Annotated in this window: 13 protein-coding genes; 7 read left to right on the top strand and 6 right to left on the bottom strand. The window is 40.4% G+C overall.

The annotated features are described in order from the left end of the window. Positions 1 to 106 precede the first annotated feature (106 nt). Positions 107 to 1,381, bottom strand: coding sequence for a tellurite resistance TerB C-terminal domain-containing protein (locus tag PI95_RS14920; RefSeq protein ID WP_039742598.1), 1,275 nt, complete (start codon positions 1,379 to 1,381; stop codon positions 107 to 109). Between the two features lie 104 nt (positions 1,382 to 1,485). After that, on the bottom strand, positions 1,486 to 2,820 hold the full coding sequence (locus PI95_RS14925) for an ATP-binding protein (protein WP_039742600.1): 1,335 nt from the start codon (positions 2,818 to 2,820) through the stop codon (positions 1,486 to 1,488). Positions 2,821 to 2,923: 103 nt separating this feature from the next. On the opposite strand from PI95_RS14925, the gene PI95_RS14930 reads away from it, so the two are divergent. The 4 genes from PI95_RS14930 (at position 2,924) to PI95_RS14945 (ending at position 7,337) form a co-directional block, all read left to right on the top strand. Next, positions 2,924 to 3,253: a TMEM14 family protein gene (locus PI95_RS14930; protein ID WP_039742603.1), complete on the top strand. Its 330-nt coding sequence runs from the start codon at positions 2,924 to 2,926 to the stop codon at positions 3,251 to 3,253. Between the two features lie 965 nt (positions 3,254 to 4,218). Then, the gene (locus PI95_RS14935) at positions 4,219 to 5,454 is read left to right on the top strand and encodes a phosphotransferase family protein (protein ID WP_039742606.1); all 1,236 of its coding nucleotides are present in this window, start codon (positions 4,219 to 4,221) and stop codon (positions 5,452 to 5,454) included. A gap of 178 nt (positions 5,455 to 5,632) precedes the next feature. After that, on the top strand, positions 5,633 to 6,700 hold the full coding sequence (locus PI95_RS14940) for a T3SS effector HopA1 family protein (protein WP_039742608.1): 1,068 nt from the start codon (positions 5,633 to 5,635) through the stop codon (positions 6,698 to 6,700). A gap of 190 nt (positions 6,701 to 6,890) precedes the next feature. Beyond that, the gene (locus PI95_RS14945; RefSeq protein ID WP_039742610.1) at positions 6,891 to 7,337 is read left to right on the top strand and encodes an acyl-CoA thioesterase; all 447 of its coding nucleotides are present in this window, start codon (positions 6,891 to 6,893) and stop codon (positions 7,335 to 7,337) included. Positions 7,338 to 7,423: 86 nt separating this feature from the next. Here the strand turns inward: PI95_RS14945 and PI95_RS14950 are convergent, their stop codons facing one another. From PI95_RS14950 to menA, 3 genes are all read right to left on the bottom strand, one after another. Beyond that, positions 7,424 to 8,869, bottom strand: coding sequence for a 2-succinylbenzoate--CoA ligase (locus tag PI95_RS14950; RefSeq protein ID WP_039742613.1), 1,446 nt, complete (start codon positions 8,867 to 8,869; stop codon positions 7,424 to 7,426). Beyond that, on the bottom strand, positions 8,857 to 9,939 hold the full coding sequence (locus tag PI95_RS14955; RefSeq protein WP_039742615.1) for an o-succinylbenzoate synthase: 1,083 nt from the start codon (positions 9,937 to 9,939) through the stop codon (positions 8,857 to 8,859). Before PI95_RS14955 ends, PI95_RS14950 begins: the two co-directional genes overlap by 13 nt. A 222-nt stretch (positions 9,940 to 10,161) precedes the next feature. Then, positions 10,162 to 11,064 (bottom strand): 2-carboxy-1,4-naphthoquinone phytyltransferase, encoded by a 903-nt coding sequence (gene menA / locus PI95_RS14960; RefSeq protein ID WP_039742617.1) that lies wholly within the window; start codon positions 11,062 to 11,064, stop codon positions 10,162 to 10,164. A gap of 247 nt (positions 11,065 to 11,311) precedes the next feature. Here menA and PI95_RS14965 point away from each other — a divergent pair, with 247 nt between their 5' ends. After that, the gene (locus tag PI95_RS14965; protein ID WP_039742619.1) at positions 11,312 to 12,727 is read left to right on the top strand and encodes an isochorismate synthase; all 1,416 of its coding nucleotides are present in this window, start codon (positions 11,312 to 11,314) and stop codon (positions 12,725 to 12,727) included. Positions 12,728 to 12,774: 47 nt separating this feature from the next. On the opposite strand, the gene PI95_RS14970 is transcribed toward PI95_RS14965, so the two are convergent. Then, positions 12,775 to 14,082: a glutamate-5-semialdehyde dehydrogenase gene (locus tag PI95_RS14970; RefSeq protein ID WP_039742621.1), complete on the bottom strand. Its 1,308-nt coding sequence runs from the start codon at positions 14,080 to 14,082 to the stop codon at positions 12,775 to 12,777. Positions 14,083 to 14,401: 319 nt separating this feature from the next. On the opposite strand from PI95_RS14970, the gene PI95_RS14975 reads away from it, so the two are divergent. Continuing rightward, positions 14,402 to 14,866 (top strand): peptidoglycan-binding domain-containing protein, encoded by a 465-nt coding sequence (locus PI95_RS14975; protein ID WP_039742623.1) that lies wholly within the window; start codon positions 14,402 to 14,404, stop codon positions 14,864 to 14,866. A 258-nt stretch (positions 14,867 to 15,124) separates the two neighbouring features. After that, complete coding sequence (locus PI95_RS14980) at positions 15,125 to 17,146, top strand: M48 family metalloprotease (RefSeq protein ID WP_039742625.1); 2,022 nt, start codon at positions 15,125 to 15,127, stop codon at positions 17,144 to 17,146. Positions 17,147 to 17,161 lie beyond the last annotated feature (15 nt).

Consider the following 17,161-nt stretch of genomic DNA (forward strand, 5'->3'; position numbering starts at 1 on the left):
GTACATATATTTGTTTATGTGTAGTTCATTAATTTTTTGATGTATCGCACCCAATTTTAAACCGCTATAAACGTCAAAACTAAAATTGTACGATGGCAAGAATAACTTAATTTGATGGAGCTTGTCTAGTCGTTAATTCATACATTGCAATCAGTTTTTTCACGTTTGTTATATGCTCTTGATAAATTTCTGGAGTTTCCAAGTTTGGGTCAATTATTAATTCTTCAATTGTATCATTAGCACGTTCATTTATAGAATCAATTAACAAATTTGGCATAGTAATATTTGTTTCGGCAATCTGTTTAATAGCAGCTTTGGGATTTTCTTGCTCTAGTATGGCTTTTAATACTTGTATTTCATAAGCTGGTAGCTGTTCTAATAATTTAGCCCATTCTTGGGGTAAATCAGATGTATTTTCAGATATTGTTTCTAAATCTATTAAGTCAGAAAAAGGAAATAAATCTACATCTTCTTCATGCTCCTTTTCTGCGAACGGTTGCTGATTGTATGTTTCGGATTGTTGAAGTAATTCCCAAACTTGACTTTGTAACAAATCGCGTTCTTGCTGCAATAATGAAATTTGCTCTTGTAAGTGATTTAATTCAATTTTTTGTTCTGTTATTTGGGTTTGTAATAAATTGAGGCTAGCTTCTGTATTTTCTCTTTCAGATTTTTTATTTAAAATTAATTCATTGTGCTGAGTTACCTGATTTTCGAGTTCTTGCAGTTCAACTCGCAGTTCGTAAAGTCTTTCTTCTAGTTGAGGTTTGAGTCTGTCTAGCAAAGTTAAATTGCTTTCAGCGTCTTGCTTTTCTTGTTGGAGTTCGCTAATTTGAGTTTGCAGTTTAGTTATTTCCGCTCGCGATACGTTGGAATTTAATTCTAGACGGCGTTTTTCTGCTGTGAGAGCCGAAAATGAATTATTTAGCTCGGCTTTACTTTTGTCCAGCTTAGTAAGCTCTGTTTGTAGTAAGTTTATTTCTACTTCTAACTGTTTTTTCTGTCCGACAAAACTGCCTAATTCTCGATTGAAACTGTCTCTTTGGTTGCGGCGTTCTGATACTTGATTTTGCAGTTGATTTGACTCTGTATATAATAAGGCGCGATGCTCTTCAATTTGGTTGATTTCTCTGACAAGACGAGACTTCAAGCCCTCAAGCTCTTTTATTCGCTTGTAGAGAGAACCCAAAACGAGCATTTCATGATTTCTGCGGATGTTATCGACAAATAATGCTGCTGCATAACTAGCTATTACAGTAATTGCACCTGTGAGAAAGGCTTTACTAAAATCCCAAGTTGGGACGAGGCTTAGACCAAAACTCACACTGAAGGCAACTATACCTAAAAGCAAAAATCGATTATTTCCCATTGCTGATTGCATATTGCTTGTTTTTAGTTTAGTCAATTTTTCAGAAGAGATATTTCTGGGGAAGGGGGAAGGGGAAATTTTAATGCGTCCTACTGTACGCAGTTTGTGTAAGCTACTTATGTTTGGTCGTTTGAAGCCGAAAGTGCCAAATCTGCTTTCAAAAAATCAACAAACTGTCGTGCTGTTCTTCCAGATCGACCGTTGTGACGAGTTGCCCATTGCAAAGCTTGATATTCTAAATCTTCTGAGTCAATGTTAATTGCTGCTTGTGTGGCTAAATGTCGGACAATGTTTAAATAAGTTTTCTGATCGGCAGGCTCGAAGGTTAAAGTTAGACCAAAGCGATCGCTAAACGAAAGCTTCTCCTGCATCGTATCCCAAGCATGGATTTCATCATTATCTTTAGGTGCAGGTCTATCAGCAAAAAACTCGCGAATTAAGTGCCGACGATTAGAAGTAGCATACACGACTACGTTTTGCGATCGCGCAGTTAAATTCCCCTCTAATACTACTTTCAGCGCTTTAAAAGCGTCGTCATCTTCCTCAAACGAAAGGTCATCGACAAAAATAATAAATTTATGTGGCACAGAGCGCAACTGTTCCACAATTTGTGGTAGGTGTTTCAAATCTGATTTTGCTACTTCCAGCAAGCGCAGGTGATGCTTGCTGTACTCATTCAACAAAGCTTTCACCAAAGAGGATTTCCCCGAACCGCGACTACCGTAAAGTAATACGTGCAGCGCTACCTCTCCTGCTAGCAAAAATTCTGTATTTTTTAATAAAGCGTCTCGCTGAGACTCATAACCCACTAATTCGCTTAACTTTACCGGATCGGCATATTTGATGCCAATAAATTGTCCGTCGCAATAGCGCAATGCACTATATTCTGCAAATAAACCCGTACCAAATTGCCGATAATAAGCAGCTACATCTTCTACTGCATCAGCCCAATCTTCCATGTGGTGCAGTTTCTCTATTAGCAGTGATTCGTTCGTTTCTTCCAAAAGAGTAAGTTCCTCGTCATACCACACTACTGGTGAAACAGCTAGATCAGCCACAGCTTGTACCCATTCGCTCAAAAACGCGCTACTACATTCATAAAGACTTTGCAACGCTTGTAAATCATGCTGAGTCGCTGCAATTAAAGCTGAAGGCAAATTCTCAAATTCTCGCTGCCCTGCAAGCTGAGAAAATGGATTCTCATCTCTGAGAATTTGCGTAATTAAATAGTCCTCCCAGTTTTGATTTCTAGCAGCCAAGCACTTAAAGTAATTGCCGTAAGCTTGAAGACAACTGCGTGCATCAGCTTCGGCATATCGTATACTTTGCAACAAATCCATAAAGGCTCTACTGACTTCGCCTTGGAGGACGGATTGGTAGATTAATAGAGATGCTGCTTGACGCTGGAGGAACTGAACCTTTGTCTGGAACGAATTACTTGCCGTGGACATTGCTTAATTATCCATCAGTTAACAGGTTTCGGTAGCTAAACAGCTATGGTAAATTGTCTGCCGAGGTTTGCAGCACACATCAAAATCTACATAGGTTTTAACAATGAATTTAGGTATTATCGCCTCTCTTGGCTACGGCTTTTTAGCGATTGTCGGTGGCATCATTGGTTACATTCTCTCTACTAGCAATGTTTCGCTTCTCAGTGGCTGCATTAGTGGTGTATTATTACTTTTTGCCGCTTACCTCCAATTTCAAGGTATAATCTGGGGTTTGATTTTAGCAGCTTTAGTCACTGCTGTTTTAGTAGTTGTGTTTGCATTGCGACTGGCTAAAACACGCAAGTTTATGCCGGCGGGATTGATGCTGTTTTTCGGTGTGCTGACCTTGGCGGTGATGGTGAATCAACTTATGGCATCAATAATAAGCCAGTAGCTGATGCCTACTATTTTTTTCACCTCCATGATTCTTTTTAGTTAGTATACCTTTATTAGTACATTTATATTACCGTAGAAGGGTAAAGGGTAAAGGTAAAGAAAATGAAGGGTGCATATTTCAATTTTCCCCTTTCCCCTTTCCCCTTTTCCCTTTCCCCTTTTCCCTTTGCCCTGTAGCTAGATACGTAAGTACTTCAAGATTGCCGATTGTAAATTTAAATTGATTAGATTTATATTGGCTCTGCTGTATATAACACAATTAAAACTTATCACTTGATTTATGTAACGGAAATATCTTATTGTAAATGAATATAAATGGCGGCATAATATCAATCTACATTTACCATGACTCAGTTTTGTTTGCTTGTGATTCAGTTCATGAGCAAATGTTTGTTTTTTTGGGAATTAGTTAAAAACCGTAGCTCAATCGTTATTCTGGGATGATGGAAAAAATGTGGCTTAAAAAAATCATTTTCAAAAAAAGAGGAAAACGAAGCGATCGCATATCTTTGACAACCGGCATGAATGACCCGCCCTATCTAAGTTAGAGCGATTTTGTTGCTGAGGGGGTGAACATCTGAAGATAATAATAATATTGCGAAATCATCTCATAAACAGTTGATTTCGCACTTGCTTTTATTGCAAAGTGAAAAATTAATGCGTGAATTTTTATTAAGCGCCCAGAAAGCCGGAAAGTGAACAACAGCAAAAAGCTTAACCACAAAATTAAATATCAATTCGAGTAAAAATGCTTAGTCAGCTAAAGAATTTACTTTAAAGGAATAGTAAAAACAGAATTGCCATTTTGGCAGGTTTTTCTTTTGGGGATCGGATATTAGTAGATTGTAATCATCGTAATTAATATTCCCAGTGTTATTGCTGTCTACCACGAGCTATAAAAGTTAAGCCAATCTGGATTTAAGTGATTTACGCTCTTCAATTTTACGAATTAGGAAATAATACATGGTAGTTTCACTGTCTTCTCATAACGTTATCCAGTATCTGCGTTCCTCAGATCTGTGTAGCTCAGAAGATGGCACATCCTCTAATTCTGAGTTACCTGAAAGTAAGAAAAATTTAAATTTACTGGTTACTCTGGCAGATAATCGCAAACTGCTGGTTAAACAAAAACGTAGCATTGACCTTTGGGATGGAAAAGAGCAATTTTTCAATGAGTGGCTGTTTGACCAATTGCTTGAGAAATTTCCAGTCATTGGTAACATCGGAGCGATCGCATCATCAGTGGTGCATTTCGACGAAGAAAACTCGATCCTGATTCGCAACTACTTAAGTGAGTATCAGGAACTAGGGAATTATTATCAACAAAACGATATTTTCCCCCAAGCAATCGCCACTACCATTGGTGACACCTTAGGAGCGCTGCATCGTGCTACATTCAACCGTCGCGAGTATCGCGATTTTATGGCAACAGCTCCCGCAGGACAGTTTCGCTATCACTTCAACAATCCAGCACAAGGAATCGAGTCAATTGCACCTGAGATTTTTGGCATGGTTCCCACTCCTGCGCTGAAATTTTATGCACTCTATCAGAAATACGACAATTTAGAATCAGCAATTGGAGACTTAGCAAACGATTGGCAACCTTGCTGCTTGACTCATAACGACCTGAAATTAGACAACATTTTGATACATTCCAGGTGGGAACATTTAGATAATGCGATCGTCCGGCTGATTGACTGGGAAGCATGTGCCTGGGGAGATCCAGCCTTTGATTTAGGTACTTTACTAGCAAGCTATTTAAAAATTTGGTTAGACAGCCTGGTGGTAGATCCCACCATCGAATTAGAAGAATCTTTGCAATTAGCGGTGACACCATTAGAGACTCTTCAACCTTCAATGCTTGCCCTGATTCAAGCTTATCTCAAAGCCTTCCCCAACATTTTAGAGTACCGTAATGATTTTCTCTTGCGTGTTATTCAGTTTGCGGGTTTAGCACTGATGCATCAAATTGAGGCAACGATTAAGTACGATAAATACTTTGATAATATCAGCATTTCAATGCTTCAAGTCGCCAAAAATTTACTCACCATGCCACAGCTTGCTATGCTAACCGTTTTCGGTATTTCTGAATCGGAAATACTCAAACCCGTTGCCAAATTAGAAAAGTTGCCTCAACCAGAAAGCAAGCAGAATTTACTTCGTCTTTATTACCCAAAAACTCGTCTGCGTGGATGTTAAATTTGTAGTGAGCGGTTTACCGCTCATCTCTTAAAGCGCTCTTTGCGCTTACTACATTTTAAGCAGAATTTGCTTCGTCTTTATTACCCAAAAACTCGTCTTTTGTGGATGTTAAGTTCGTAGTGAGCGGTTTACCGCTCATCTCTTAAAGCGCTCTTTGCGCTTACTACATTTGAAAATGCTATATACTCCTACCAATCAACTACTAGATTCTCTGTTTGACATTGCCAGCAATATTCAGATTGAGTCTAACTTTTGCATTATTCATCCGAATTATCAACCGTTTGCCTTGCCAAAAAAAGTGGCAGACAGATTTCAACAAAATCTGCCAGCATTGCAGCGTAAATATCTCACTCTGCTTCTGCGAAATTTTATTTACGGAATTTATTACAATGGCTCTTTGCAAAACATTTTGGCACTAAATGCCAAACCAGCTAATTTATTACCACATCAAACTTTAGAAAACAATTATATTTTCGGTACTGATTGGGAATTTTACGAACGATTAGATGCTAGCAATCACGGCGTAGGTTATTTTGATTTCGGTTGGCAAGTTTTGCGGCAAGAGCCTGATGGTACTCTGGTAGTAATTAAAGACGGTTTGACATTGCATGTTGAGTATAACTCGCCTATGCAACCAAGTATGGAATCTGCCAAAGTTGGTAAGTTGGTGGGAATTTGGATGCCAAAAAATCGACTGCAAAATAATTATTATTTAGCGGTTAGCAATAATCCAGACGTTGATTTGGATATGGGGCGAATTTATTTTAATGTAACTCCTGATGGAGCGATCGCTCTCATGGATAGTCTCACCCGACAATTAAACGCGGCTGAGATTTTCTTTAACTTTCAAGTTCTCTACAACCCTTGTGCGTATGGACGCTACGACTCTGGGGTGCTGTATTTTCAACGCAACGACTATCCAGCAGTGCGGAAAGTACTTCAAGCTGTTTATTCAGAGCATAAATCTTATTTTCAGCCAGAAATACCTTTATTTACCAAGTTTTTAGCCCCTGGCTTGAGTTTAGCTGAAGAACCAAGTCAAAAATTTGCCGCACAAGAGAGTTTTGGCATGAATCGTTGTCAAATTGTCGCTTCTTCTTTGTTGTCAGTTTGGCAAAAAGGTGATAATAGTACTGAGGAGAGAATGAAAGCGATCGCTCAACACTTTACACAGCTAAATATAGATTTGCAGCGTCCCTACCTAAATCCTCACTCTGAAGATATTTATTACCCATTAAATTGAAACATGAAATTATAGTAGGGTGCGTTACACTCTGTTAACGCACCTTACAAATTGTTCTACTAAGTCCTAATTAAATTATAGTAGGGTGCGTTACACTCTGTTAACGCACCCTAAAGATTGTTCTAGTTGCAGTAAAATCATTTTTGGTAGCAGGTTATAAGCCTGCTATTTTTTTCGCTAATTATAAAATATGCCGTTTACTTATAACCGCACCGTTCGATTTTCAGATACTGATGCTGCTGGGCTAGTTTACTTTGCCAATGTTTTGTCTATTTGTCATGAAGCTTATGAAGCATCTTTAGAAGCATCAAGTATTAATATGAAAGATTTTTTTAGCAATACATCTGTGGCTTTTCCGATTGTTCACGCTGATGTAGATTTTTTTCGCCCGATGTTTTGTGGGGATAAGTTAGCTATTAGCTTGATTCCGCAAAAAGTCGGTGTTGATAAGTTTGAAATTGCTTACGAAGTTGTAGTTGATAATGTAATGGTTGCTAAGGCAGTTACTCGGCACGTTTGTATTGAGGTAAGTAGTAGAAGTAAAAGGGAGTTATCGGGTGAGCTGATGCGATGGTTGGAAACGAACCGCAGAGACGCTGAGAGCGCAGAGAGAAGAAGGTCTAGAGAGGCTATGTGATTCCTGTTAATAACGAACCGCCTTGGCGCTAGCCTCTCCCTTCGGGAGAAGGGCGCCAAGGACGCCAAGGTAAGAGGATAGAGAGATTATTTGGGGGAGGTTTGGAGTCGGTTTGTTACTATTTGTTGTAGCTGTTGGTGGTTGATTTTGCCTTGAGTGTTACGCGGTAATGTTGGGACGGAAATCCAGTGTTTGGGAATTTTAAATTTGCAAAGTTTATCTTTGAGTATGTTTTGGATTTCTAAGCTAGATATGTTTGCTTTTTTGGGTATATAAATGGCTGTTATCGCTTGTCCCCATTGTTTATCTGGGATGCCAATTACACAAACATCGTTTACCATTTTAGTTGCTCTAATTGCTGATTCAATTTCGATTGGGTAGACGTTTTCACCGCCGGTAATGATTTTATTACTGCTACGTCCAACAATATTTAAATGACCATCGTTATCTAAGAAACCTAAATCATCAACTTGTAAGTAATCCTGATTTTTCCATATTTCTGGATAGTAACCAAGGGCTAAAGATTGAGATGTTATAATAATATTTCCTTTTTGATTTGAATTCAAAACCTCGCCTTGTTCATTACAAATTGTTATTTTGGCATGGGGGAGGATTTGACCGCTGCTAATTTTACCGTTAAGGAAATCGTCAGGTTTGACTGTGGCAATTTGGGAAGCGGTTTCTGTCATCCCGTAAGTTGGTGCTAATCGAATGCGGTAAAATCTCGCTTTTTCTAAAAGTTCATTCCAAGCTGGCGCACCTCCTAAAAGTACAGTTTTAAATTGGGATAGCCACGTTGTGAAATCTGGATTTTGTAGAAGACGTTGTAATTGTGTTGGTACTAAAGATATAAAAAATTCAGATGATTCAATATGATATATTTGATTTGATTCTACTTCTTTAAAGGGGAAAATAGCGAGTTTGCCACCAGTGGTAAAGGAACGCATAAATTGCATTAAACCGCTGACGTGATATAGTGGTAATACACAAAAGGAATTAACTTTATTTAGCTGAAAATATTCGGTAAATCCTTTCACAGATGCCATGAGGGTGTCCCAAGTGTGGATGGCAAATTTAATCTTTCCCGATGAACCACCTGTGGGAATCATAATTGTATTGGGAATGGGGCATAGGTAATGGTGAGTCCAGCCCCCGTCTTGGCGGTTTCCGTCACGATGGGGGACTGGCGAACCCGAAGGGGGCATAGGTAATGGGGCATAAAGAATTCTATTCCATCCTCCCGAATCTTCATCTCCTAAAATGAGGTTTGGTTGTACTAAGTTAAATACTTCTTGCCATTCTTGTTTTCCCCAGTCGGGGTTACAAAGAAAAACTGGACAATTAGCTGCACATGCGGCAAGAAAGCCTGCTAAAAAACGCACGGGTTCGCGTTCAGCTAAAAGGATTTTTTGTGGTGTTTTGTATGCTAATAATTCTAAATAAAAGTTTTCAAATAATTGTTGAAAATGAAAGCGATCGCTACCAATGACCCAATCATCATTTTGACGTTTGATATAATCTAAAATTTCCATAGATTTTCAAGCCAATTATCCTTCTCTTGCTCAAAAAAATGGTTAACACCAAATCCAACTGCGCGATTATATTGAGATAATTCCGCAGCTAACTTAAGTGCAGCTTGTCTGCCAATTTCAGTTTCAAATACCGATGAAAATACAGCATCAATTTTATGTTTTTGGCAAAACTGACGCAGACGAGATGGTGAACCGACTATCCCAGGTTTAATTACAAAAATGTCTCGCCAACCTTGTTGGAAGCTGCATTCAAGTTGTTTGAGTGTGGCGACAGATTCATCTAAAGCTATCTTTGTTTCATAGCAATAAGACAATTCCAACATTCTTTGAAGTTGATCTACTCTTAGCGGTTGTTCGATAAATTCAATTTCTACTCTTATTCGATTATTGATGTGAATATTATCGCAAGTCCACAGCCATAAATTTGCATCTTCATAACTGAGTCCCCCGTTTGCATCTAATCGCAGTTTTGCTGAGGGTGGTAAAGCTTGAGTGAGTAACTCAAAAATTTTCAGTTCATAGGCGATCGCATACACTCCAATTTTCCACTTAAACGTGCGATATCCCTGTTCCCATAACTTCTGCCATTGTTCCAAAGCAGCCTCTCCAGCTGGTAATAAAGCACTGTAGGTGAGGGAGTGGGGAGGGGGAGACAAGGAGAGGGGGGGAGAGGGGTAAGATATTCCTCCTTGTCCCCCTTGTCCCCCTTGTCCCCCTTGTCCCCCTTGTCCCCCCTGTCCCCCCTGTCTCCCACTCCCTACTCCCCACTCCCCATTCCCCCCTCCCCAAAGCGCTGACTCAAAGCCAAATTGACAAGCGGGTAATTCATCTGGGATAGAGAAAATCGTTTCCTCAGTAATTTCCGTGGGTAGCTGGCGACAAAATGATAAAGCTTGTTCTATGGTTTCCGAACCAAACCAGCTAATAGGCGCAATTTCTCCCCAACCAATATTTGTTTCATCGCTGAGGCAAAGAATAATACCGTCGCGGATATCCCAAGTACCGTGACTCGTAGCCAGGGGACGCACAAATCTCCGTCGATAAGGACGAAACTCAAATCGATAGCGCATCAATTGCAAGTTGGTTGTTAATGGGCAATGGGCAATGGGCAATGGGCAAGAAAGAGGGGAAAAGGGAAAAGGGGAAAGGGGAAAGGGGAAAGGGTCAGAAAAATATCCCAGGAGTGATTTAAATAACTCTTTATTTCTACGCCTTTTACCTTTTCCCTTTACCCTTTCCCCCTCTTTAAAATCCCCATGCCCCATGCCCCACTATCCACCATCCACTATCCACTAACCTCCTGACAGCATAAAACCCAAACCGAACAGCAAGCAACTCCAAAAATGCACGGCAACAGCGATGAATTTACAGTTGCTGACTTTTTCTGGCTGGTTATGATTTTGCAAAACGTGGTTGCATAGTTTGAAGGCAAAGGGTAAACTCACCCAACTCAGCAATGTCCATACGGGGAATATCCCCAATAGTACAAACAGCAAGTTGAGGGGATAAATACTTGCCGTGAACCAGGTTAAAACCTTCGCACCTCTAGCGGTACCGAGACGGACGATAGGCGATCGCTTGCCGGCAGCTATGTCATCCTTAACTTGGTGAAAGTGCGAACAAAATAAAATTAAACTCGTGGCAATCCCCACGAACACCGAAGCTGCTAAACTTGTCATGTTCCAGCTTTGGGTTTGACTGTAGTATGCTGCCGTCACTGCTAATGGACCAAAGGCGAAAAAGCAAAGAATTTCCCCTAAGCCCTGGTATCCTAAACGAAAGGGAGGTCCTTGGTACATGTAGCCCAAGGCACAGCACAACAAAATTATCCCAATCACAGTTAGGTCTTGCTGCCACCAAGCTATTGCTAGTATCCCCAGTAAACCTAATCCCAAACAAGAATTTCCCAACCCAAATATTAATGCTTTATTGGCAGTTAAATTTACCAAAGAATGATGTTTATTTTTATCAATCCCCGTCTCGGAATCAAAAACATCATTACTGAGATTTTCCCACGCCAAAATTAAAATTGCAGATGCTAAAAAAGTAGAAAAAACTGCTCCATGAAAAATCCTGGTTTCCGCAAAAGCTACAGCAGTTCCTACCCAGATAGGCATAATAGCAACGCTGTACATTGGCGGTTTAATTGCCGCCATCCATAACTTTTTGTTGGGATATGAAATCAGTGTAGTCATCTTGTGTCAGCAATTATGGTTTCGATCTTATACCAGAACAAAAATCAGATGTGCAACGATCGCCATTTTTTCTGTGGCTGATTCGCCTTAAACTAGTCATGACCTAAAAGGGTATTGCAACACCGTGATTTGCACCTAGTCACTACGCTGGTTAAACAGCGGCTGAATATGTTACCTGTAAAAATACGACCACGAATTATTGCACTTTAGGAAGATAACTTCAAAAAAGTTTACTTAATTTAGATCCATGACAGTTTCACCATGTCGCGCCAACTTCTTTGTATATAATAAAGAGCTATACGAATTTCTGTTAGCGGTTCAGGAGAATTGCCGTCAAAATCATTGTCGGCAGATTGTCAGTATTTCGGTGGAGATTGACTATGTTGATCCTTTGATAGTACTTGAACAACTTAATCAAGCAAATGAAATAAATTTTTACTTTGAGAACAGAGGCAAAAAAGAAGCGATCGCTGCCATTGATGCTGTCGCCAAATTAGAAATTGCTGACAAAGAGCGTTTTATTATAGCTGAAAATTTTATCAAAGATTGTCTCAAAAATATAATTAATTTCGGTAGTACAAATTTACCTTTTTCTCGCGCTCACTTTTTTTGTTGCTTCAGTTTTTTTGAGAAAAATGCCCAACTTGATTATCCATTTCCTGCGGCTACCATTTTTTTACCCCGTTGGCAAGTAGCTGTGAAAAATGAACGCTGTATATTAGTTGCAAATACAATCATTAACAAGAGCGTAAATATTCACAAATTATTACATAACCTTTGTGAACAAGTAGAGAAAATTCAATCTTTAGAAGCAAATACGATAAATATTGATTATTCTCGACGTAAATACAGTAAAAAAACTCTACCCAACCCGGAGAAATTTAAACTTTCAGTTTTATCTGCTTTGTCAAAAATCCGCGCTAATCACTTGAGCAAAGTTGTTTTAGCAGATGTGTTAGATGTAAAATCAAGTCATGAATTTAATTTAGTTCAATCTTTAAACAATCTTCGACAATTACATCCTAATTGTTATGTATTTTCTACAAGTAATGGTAAGGGACAAAACTTTATTGGGGCAAGTCCAGAACGGTTAATTAGCATTCACAAAAAACAGTTAATTACTGATGCTTTGGCAGGTTCTGCACCCAGAGGAAAAACACCAACCGAAGATGCAGCAAACGCCGATCGCCTGCTAAATAGTGAAAAAGAAAGGCACGAACATTCGTTAGTAATTGATTTTATCACTCAACGGCTATCTGAGCTAGGTTTGTTACCGCAAATGTTATCACCGCGTCTGCGACAATTATCTAACATTCAGCATTTATGGACACCAATCAGCGCTATAGTTCCCGCTAACGTACACCCGTTAAAAATAGTCGCTCAATTGCATCCTACACCAGCCGTTGCCGGTGCAGCCAGAGATATTGCCTGTGCAGAAATTCTTCGTCACGAAAGCTTTGAGAGAGGTTTATATGCGGCGCCCTTGGGTTGGGTAGATTCTGACGGAAACTGTGAGTTTATTGTCGGAATTCGTTCGGCATTGATTGATGGCGATCGCGCTAGACTTTACGCAGGTGCAGGTATCGTCGCAGGTTCCGATCCCGACAAAGAACTAGCAGAAATTCAACTTAAACTTCAAGCGTTATTAAAAGCATTAGTATAATTTAGTAGGGTGCGTTAACGAAGTAACGCACCCTACATTTAAACTAATTATTTCAAATCTCTATGAGTAAAAGACTTAGCATTATTCCCAGTGTAAGTACTTACAACCTGACCATCGCCAATCATTTGATACTTGTATGTTACCAAACCTTCTAAACCGACAGGACCGCGTGGCGGCATTTGTTGAGTACTAATTCCTACTTCTGCACCGAAACCGTAGCGGAAACCATCAGCAAAGCGGGTAGAACAGTTGTGGTAGACTCCAGCTGCATTCACCAGCGCTAAGAAAGTTTCAGATGCTTCAACATCTTCAGTGACGATCGCTTCCGTATGACGAGAACCATAATCATTAATATGTGCGATCGCCTCTTCTAAAGAATCCACAATCTTAATTGACAAAATCAAATCGCTGTATTCAGTTTCCCAGTCTTCTTCTGTTGCAGCTACAATATTAGGCAAAATTTCGCGGCTGCGTTTCTCTCCTCTTAATTCCACATTAGCTTTTTGCAAAGCATCAGCTACTTTTGGTAAAAATGTTGCAGCAATTGAAGAGTGAACTAACAAAGTTTCAATCGCATTGCAAGCAGCCGGGTATTGAGTTTTAGAATCAATTGTAATCGTTACAGCTTTGGCAATATCAGCGGCTTTATCTACATAAAGATGACAAATTCCATCAGCGTGACCTAATACAGGAATGCGGGTATTTTCCTGCACAAATCGGACAAAAGAATTAGAACCTCTAGGAATAATTAAATCTACATATTTATCTAACTTCAAAAGTTCTAAAGTTTCTTCTCTTGTTGTCAACAACTGCACCGCATCGGGGTTAACAGCAGTTTGAGATAAACCTTGTTTAATTGCTTTGACTATCGCTTCGCAAGAACGAATCGCTTCTTTTCCACCTTTGAGAATAACACCATTGCCCGACTTAATAGCTAAAGAAGCAATTTGAATTGCCGCTTCCGGACGTGCTTCAAAAATAACGCCCAAAACGCCTAAAGGACAAGTAATTCGCTTGAGAATTAAGTTAGTATCAATTTCGCGGTGAATCTGCACTGCACCGACTGGATCAAGTAGTTTACCGACATCTCGGACTCCAGCGATCGCATCTCTTAACTTATGTTCATCTAACTGCAAGCGCTTGTAAAGCGGTTTGGCAATTTTTTCCGCCGCCGCTTCACAATCTGTAATATTCGCTTGTAAAATTTCATCTTTCGCCGATTCTAAAGCGATAGCGATCGCGTCAATCGCTTGATTTTTCACTTCACTAGAGAGAACTGCCAATTTACTCGCAGCAAGTCGGGTTTTTTGAGCAATGGAAATCAGATCGCAGGAAGCATCTTGAGAAATAATCATGTGCATACAGCAGTTTCACTTTTATTAGACTACACCAATCCGTAGAGACGTTCCGCCGGAACGTCTCTACAATCGTCAGCGAAATTTATGAGGTTTGCCGCTAAAAATAAATCTGACATAACTATGATTTTTCCTTACTATCAAAGCGTTTCGCAATTATTGATTTCTAAATTAATCCTATAATTGCATAATTTGACTTGACTTATCCTATTAAGAATATAGAGCAAGGTTTTGGTATGAGCCGTCGTTCGCTTGTACCTGATACGCTTTTCAAACTTTCGATTTTCCGGAAACATTCACTTTCTTTGGAGAAAATATAATGCAATCTACCGATGATGTCTCTGCTAAACTCGACAAACCTGTACTGAAAGAAGGTTCTACAGGTGATGCAGTCGAAGAACTGCAAGAACTTCTCAAAAAATACAATACTTACACGGGTGCGATTGATGGTGCATTTGGTCCTCTGACCAAAAAAGGTGTCATAGCCTTTCAACATCGCGTATTTCTCAAAGAAGATGGTATTGTAGCCGATAATACTTGGCGGGCATTGTTTAAAGGTGCGCCAGTCGATATGCCAATTTTGAAGAAAGGCAGCAAAGGCGACTTAGTGGAAACCGTTCAGAATATTCTCAAGTCTAGCAAAGATTATAACGGTGCTATTGACGGTGAATTTGGTTCTAAGCTAGAACGTGCAGTGAAAAAGCTGCAAGAACGTACTGAGTTGCCTCATGATGGCATTGTCGAAGACCGCACTTGGTTCGAGTTAAGCAAAATTCCCCACTAATAAGGGCAGGGGGGCAGGGGGGCAGGGGGCAGGGGGACAATTCTTTCTCCCCATCCCCCCCTCCCCCTCTCTCCCCCTCTCCCCTTCTCCCCCTCCCTTGCTTGCGCGATTCACTGAGAAAAATTAAAGAAACTTTATAGAAGTAGTGAAAACACATATTAATATATGTATCGAAAAACTTTTCCGTAATTGCGGTGGCGATCGCTGTATCTATTGAGTATTGATAGATAAATACCACTCCTCCCAAAGGGAGATATTATGTCACTGCAATCTGGATTAGATGCCTTTAAACAAGGACGTTATCAAGAAGCTATCGAGTTACTAGAAGAATTCAGTCGAAATAATTTTGATGAAACTTCTCTCGGCTATTTAAACGCGCAGATGTGGCTGCTGAAAGCGTATCAAGCCACAGGAAAAATTGAAAAAGCTTGCGAACTGTGTCAGCGGTTAATTAACAGCGATAATTCAGAGGTACGCACCTGGGCAGAAAAAGTTTACCCTACTTTACATCAACCTGCAAAAACGCCATCTCGCAAAATTGAAAAAAGCGATGCCGAGTACGGCACGCTTCGCGAACGCGCTGCGACAGCTGGTGTTAAGTTAGCCATGAAGGGTGTTGGTGGTAGTTTAGCACTAGCATCTGGTGTCACCCTCACCTTGCTGTTTGGCATGGTGTTCGTTTTAGGTTTAGCCCTGGTATTTATTGTCAATAGCGATGCACCGATAAATGGATTAGCGATCGCTTTAGCTATCACTCTTATTTTCAACCTCGCTGCCTTCTTTCTGTCTCCCTTTTTGATGGACTTAACCCAAAGTTGGCTCTACCATACTCGTTGGGTAGACATAACAGAAGTTGAAAATCTCAGTCCAGAAACAGCTAGAGTAATTCGTCGCGTTTGTCAGCAGAAAAAATTAAAAATTCCTCGTTTGGGAATCATTGACGACGAAAACCCCACGGCTTTTACTTACGGCTCATTACCCAACAGTGCCCGCTTAGTCGTCAGTCACGGACTTTTCACTTACCTAGATGATGATGAAATTGCTACCGTCTACGCCCACGAATTAGGACACATCGTCCACTGGGACTTTGCGGTAATGACAGTAGCTTCCACCTTAGTGCAAATTTGCTATCTGATTTACATCACAGCCAGAAGCCTTGGACGTGGCGGCGGTGATAGCAAAGTCAAAGATGCGGCACAAGCAGCTGCCCTAGCTGCCTATGTGTTTTATATCGTCGGTACATACTTAGTACTGTACCTCTCCCGCACACGAGAATACTTTGCTGACCACTTTGCCGCAGAAACCACCGGCAACCCCAACGGACTTTCCCGCGCTTTAGTGAAAATAGCCTACGGCATTTTAGAAGAAGGTTCTAGGGCAAAAGAACCCAGCCGTTTAATTGAAGGTACTCGTGCCTTGGGTATTTACGATCCCAAAGCGGCAGCGTCTACCGGAACCGCTTACCGCATTGCTTCCGATCCGCAAAAAATCGGTCGCGTCTTTCTGTGGGATATGTTTAATCCGTGGGGCTGGTGGATGGAGTTAAATTCCACTCACCCCTTGACAGGAAAACGAGTTCGTGCATTAAGCACATATGCAGAACAGCTTGGTTTAGCAACTGAATTCGACATGGGGCGAGTTATTGGTGAAGGCAAAACTCTGAATAAAAGTAAGCTTTACGGCAGCTTCTTCTTAGATGTTATCCTGTACGGTGCTGAAACGATTGGGTTTGTCGTCGGCTTAATTATTGGTGCTATTCTTTTATCAAGTTCACAAAATCCAGGTTTGATGCTGGGTTTACCACTCATCGGTTTAGGTGTAGGAGTGGTAATCAAAGCCTTCATCATGTTCCCCAGCTACAGCCAAGCGCCAGAAACTGACGTTCTCACTTTGATGTCAGACCCTTATGCTAGTCCGTTGCGTGGAAGACCTGCGAAACTGCAAGGTACGCTAATTGGTCGTGGCGATTCCGGTTATAAATTTGGTTCTGACTTGAAAATTCAAGACCGTAGCGGAATGCTTTATTTGCATTATGCTTCGCGTTTTGGTCCGATTGGTAACTTTCTGTTTGGAATGAAACGAGTTGAAAGCTTGATTGGCGAATCAGTTGGCGCTGTAGGCTGGTTCCGTCGAGGTGTCGCACCGTGGATGGATTTGAGTCAACTCAATAGTGAAAGCGGCACTCTTGTTAACAGTTACCATCGCTTTTGGTCGTTCATCCTGGGTAGCGGATCGATTATCCTAGGAGTGGTCATTACATTGTTTATGACCGGCAGATAGCTAAATTTTAGCTTG

This window comes from Hassallia byssoidea VB512170 (assembly GCF_000817785.2).
GTDB classification, from domain to species: domain Bacteria; phylum Cyanobacteriota; class Cyanobacteriia; order Cyanobacteriales; family Nostocaceae; genus Hassallia; species Hassallia carrinoi.

What these genes read in the sequence shown, in the direction of transcription:
- PI95_RS14920 (WP_039742598.1), bottom strand. Translation starts at nt 1,381, where the DNA reads ATGCAATCAGCAATGGGAAATAATCGATTTTTGCTTTTAGGTATAGTT.
- PI95_RS14925 (WP_039742600.1), bottom strand. Translation starts at nt 2,820, where the DNA reads ATGTCCACGGCAAGTAATTCGTTCCAGACAAAGGTTCAGTTCCTCCAG.
- PI95_RS14930 (WP_039742603.1), top strand. Translation starts at nt 2,924, where the DNA reads ATGAATTTAGGTATTATCGCCTCTCTTGGCTACGGCTTTTTAGCGATT.
- PI95_RS14935 (WP_039742606.1), top strand. Translation starts at nt 4,219, where the DNA reads ATGGTAGTTTCACTGTCTTCTCATAACGTTATCCAGTATCTGCGTTCC.
- PI95_RS14940 (WP_039742608.1), top strand. Translation starts at nt 5,633, where the DNA reads ATGCTATATACTCCTACCAATCAACTACTAGATTCTCTGTTTGACATT.
- PI95_RS14945 (WP_039742610.1), top strand. Translation starts at nt 6,891, where the DNA reads ATGCCGTTTACTTATAACCGCACCGTTCGATTTTCAGATACTGATGCT.
- PI95_RS14950 (WP_039742613.1), bottom strand. Translation starts at nt 8,869, where the DNA reads ATGGAAATTTTAGATTATATCAAACGTCAAAATGATGATTGGGTCATT.
- PI95_RS14955 (WP_039742615.1), bottom strand. Translation starts at nt 9,939, where the DNA reads ATGCGCTATCGATTTGAGTTTCGTCCTTATCGACGGAGATTTGTGCGT.
- menA (WP_039742617.1), bottom strand. Translation starts at nt 11,064, where the DNA reads ATGACTACACTGATTTCATATCCCAACAAAAAGTTATGGATGGCGGCA.
- PI95_RS14965 (WP_039742619.1), top strand. Translation starts at nt 11,312, where the DNA reads ATGACAGTTTCACCATGTCGCGCCAACTTCTTTGTATATAATAAAGAG.
- PI95_RS14970 (WP_039742621.1), bottom strand. Translation starts at nt 14,082, where the DNA reads ATGATTATTTCTCAAGATGCTTCCTGCGATCTGATTTCCATTGCTCAA.
- PI95_RS14975 (WP_039742623.1), top strand. Translation starts at nt 14,402, where the DNA reads ATGCAATCTACCGATGATGTCTCTGCTAAACTCGACAAACCTGTACTG.
- PI95_RS14980 (WP_039742625.1), top strand. Translation starts at nt 15,125, where the DNA reads ATGTCACTGCAATCTGGATTAGATGCCTTTAAACAAGGACGTTATCAA.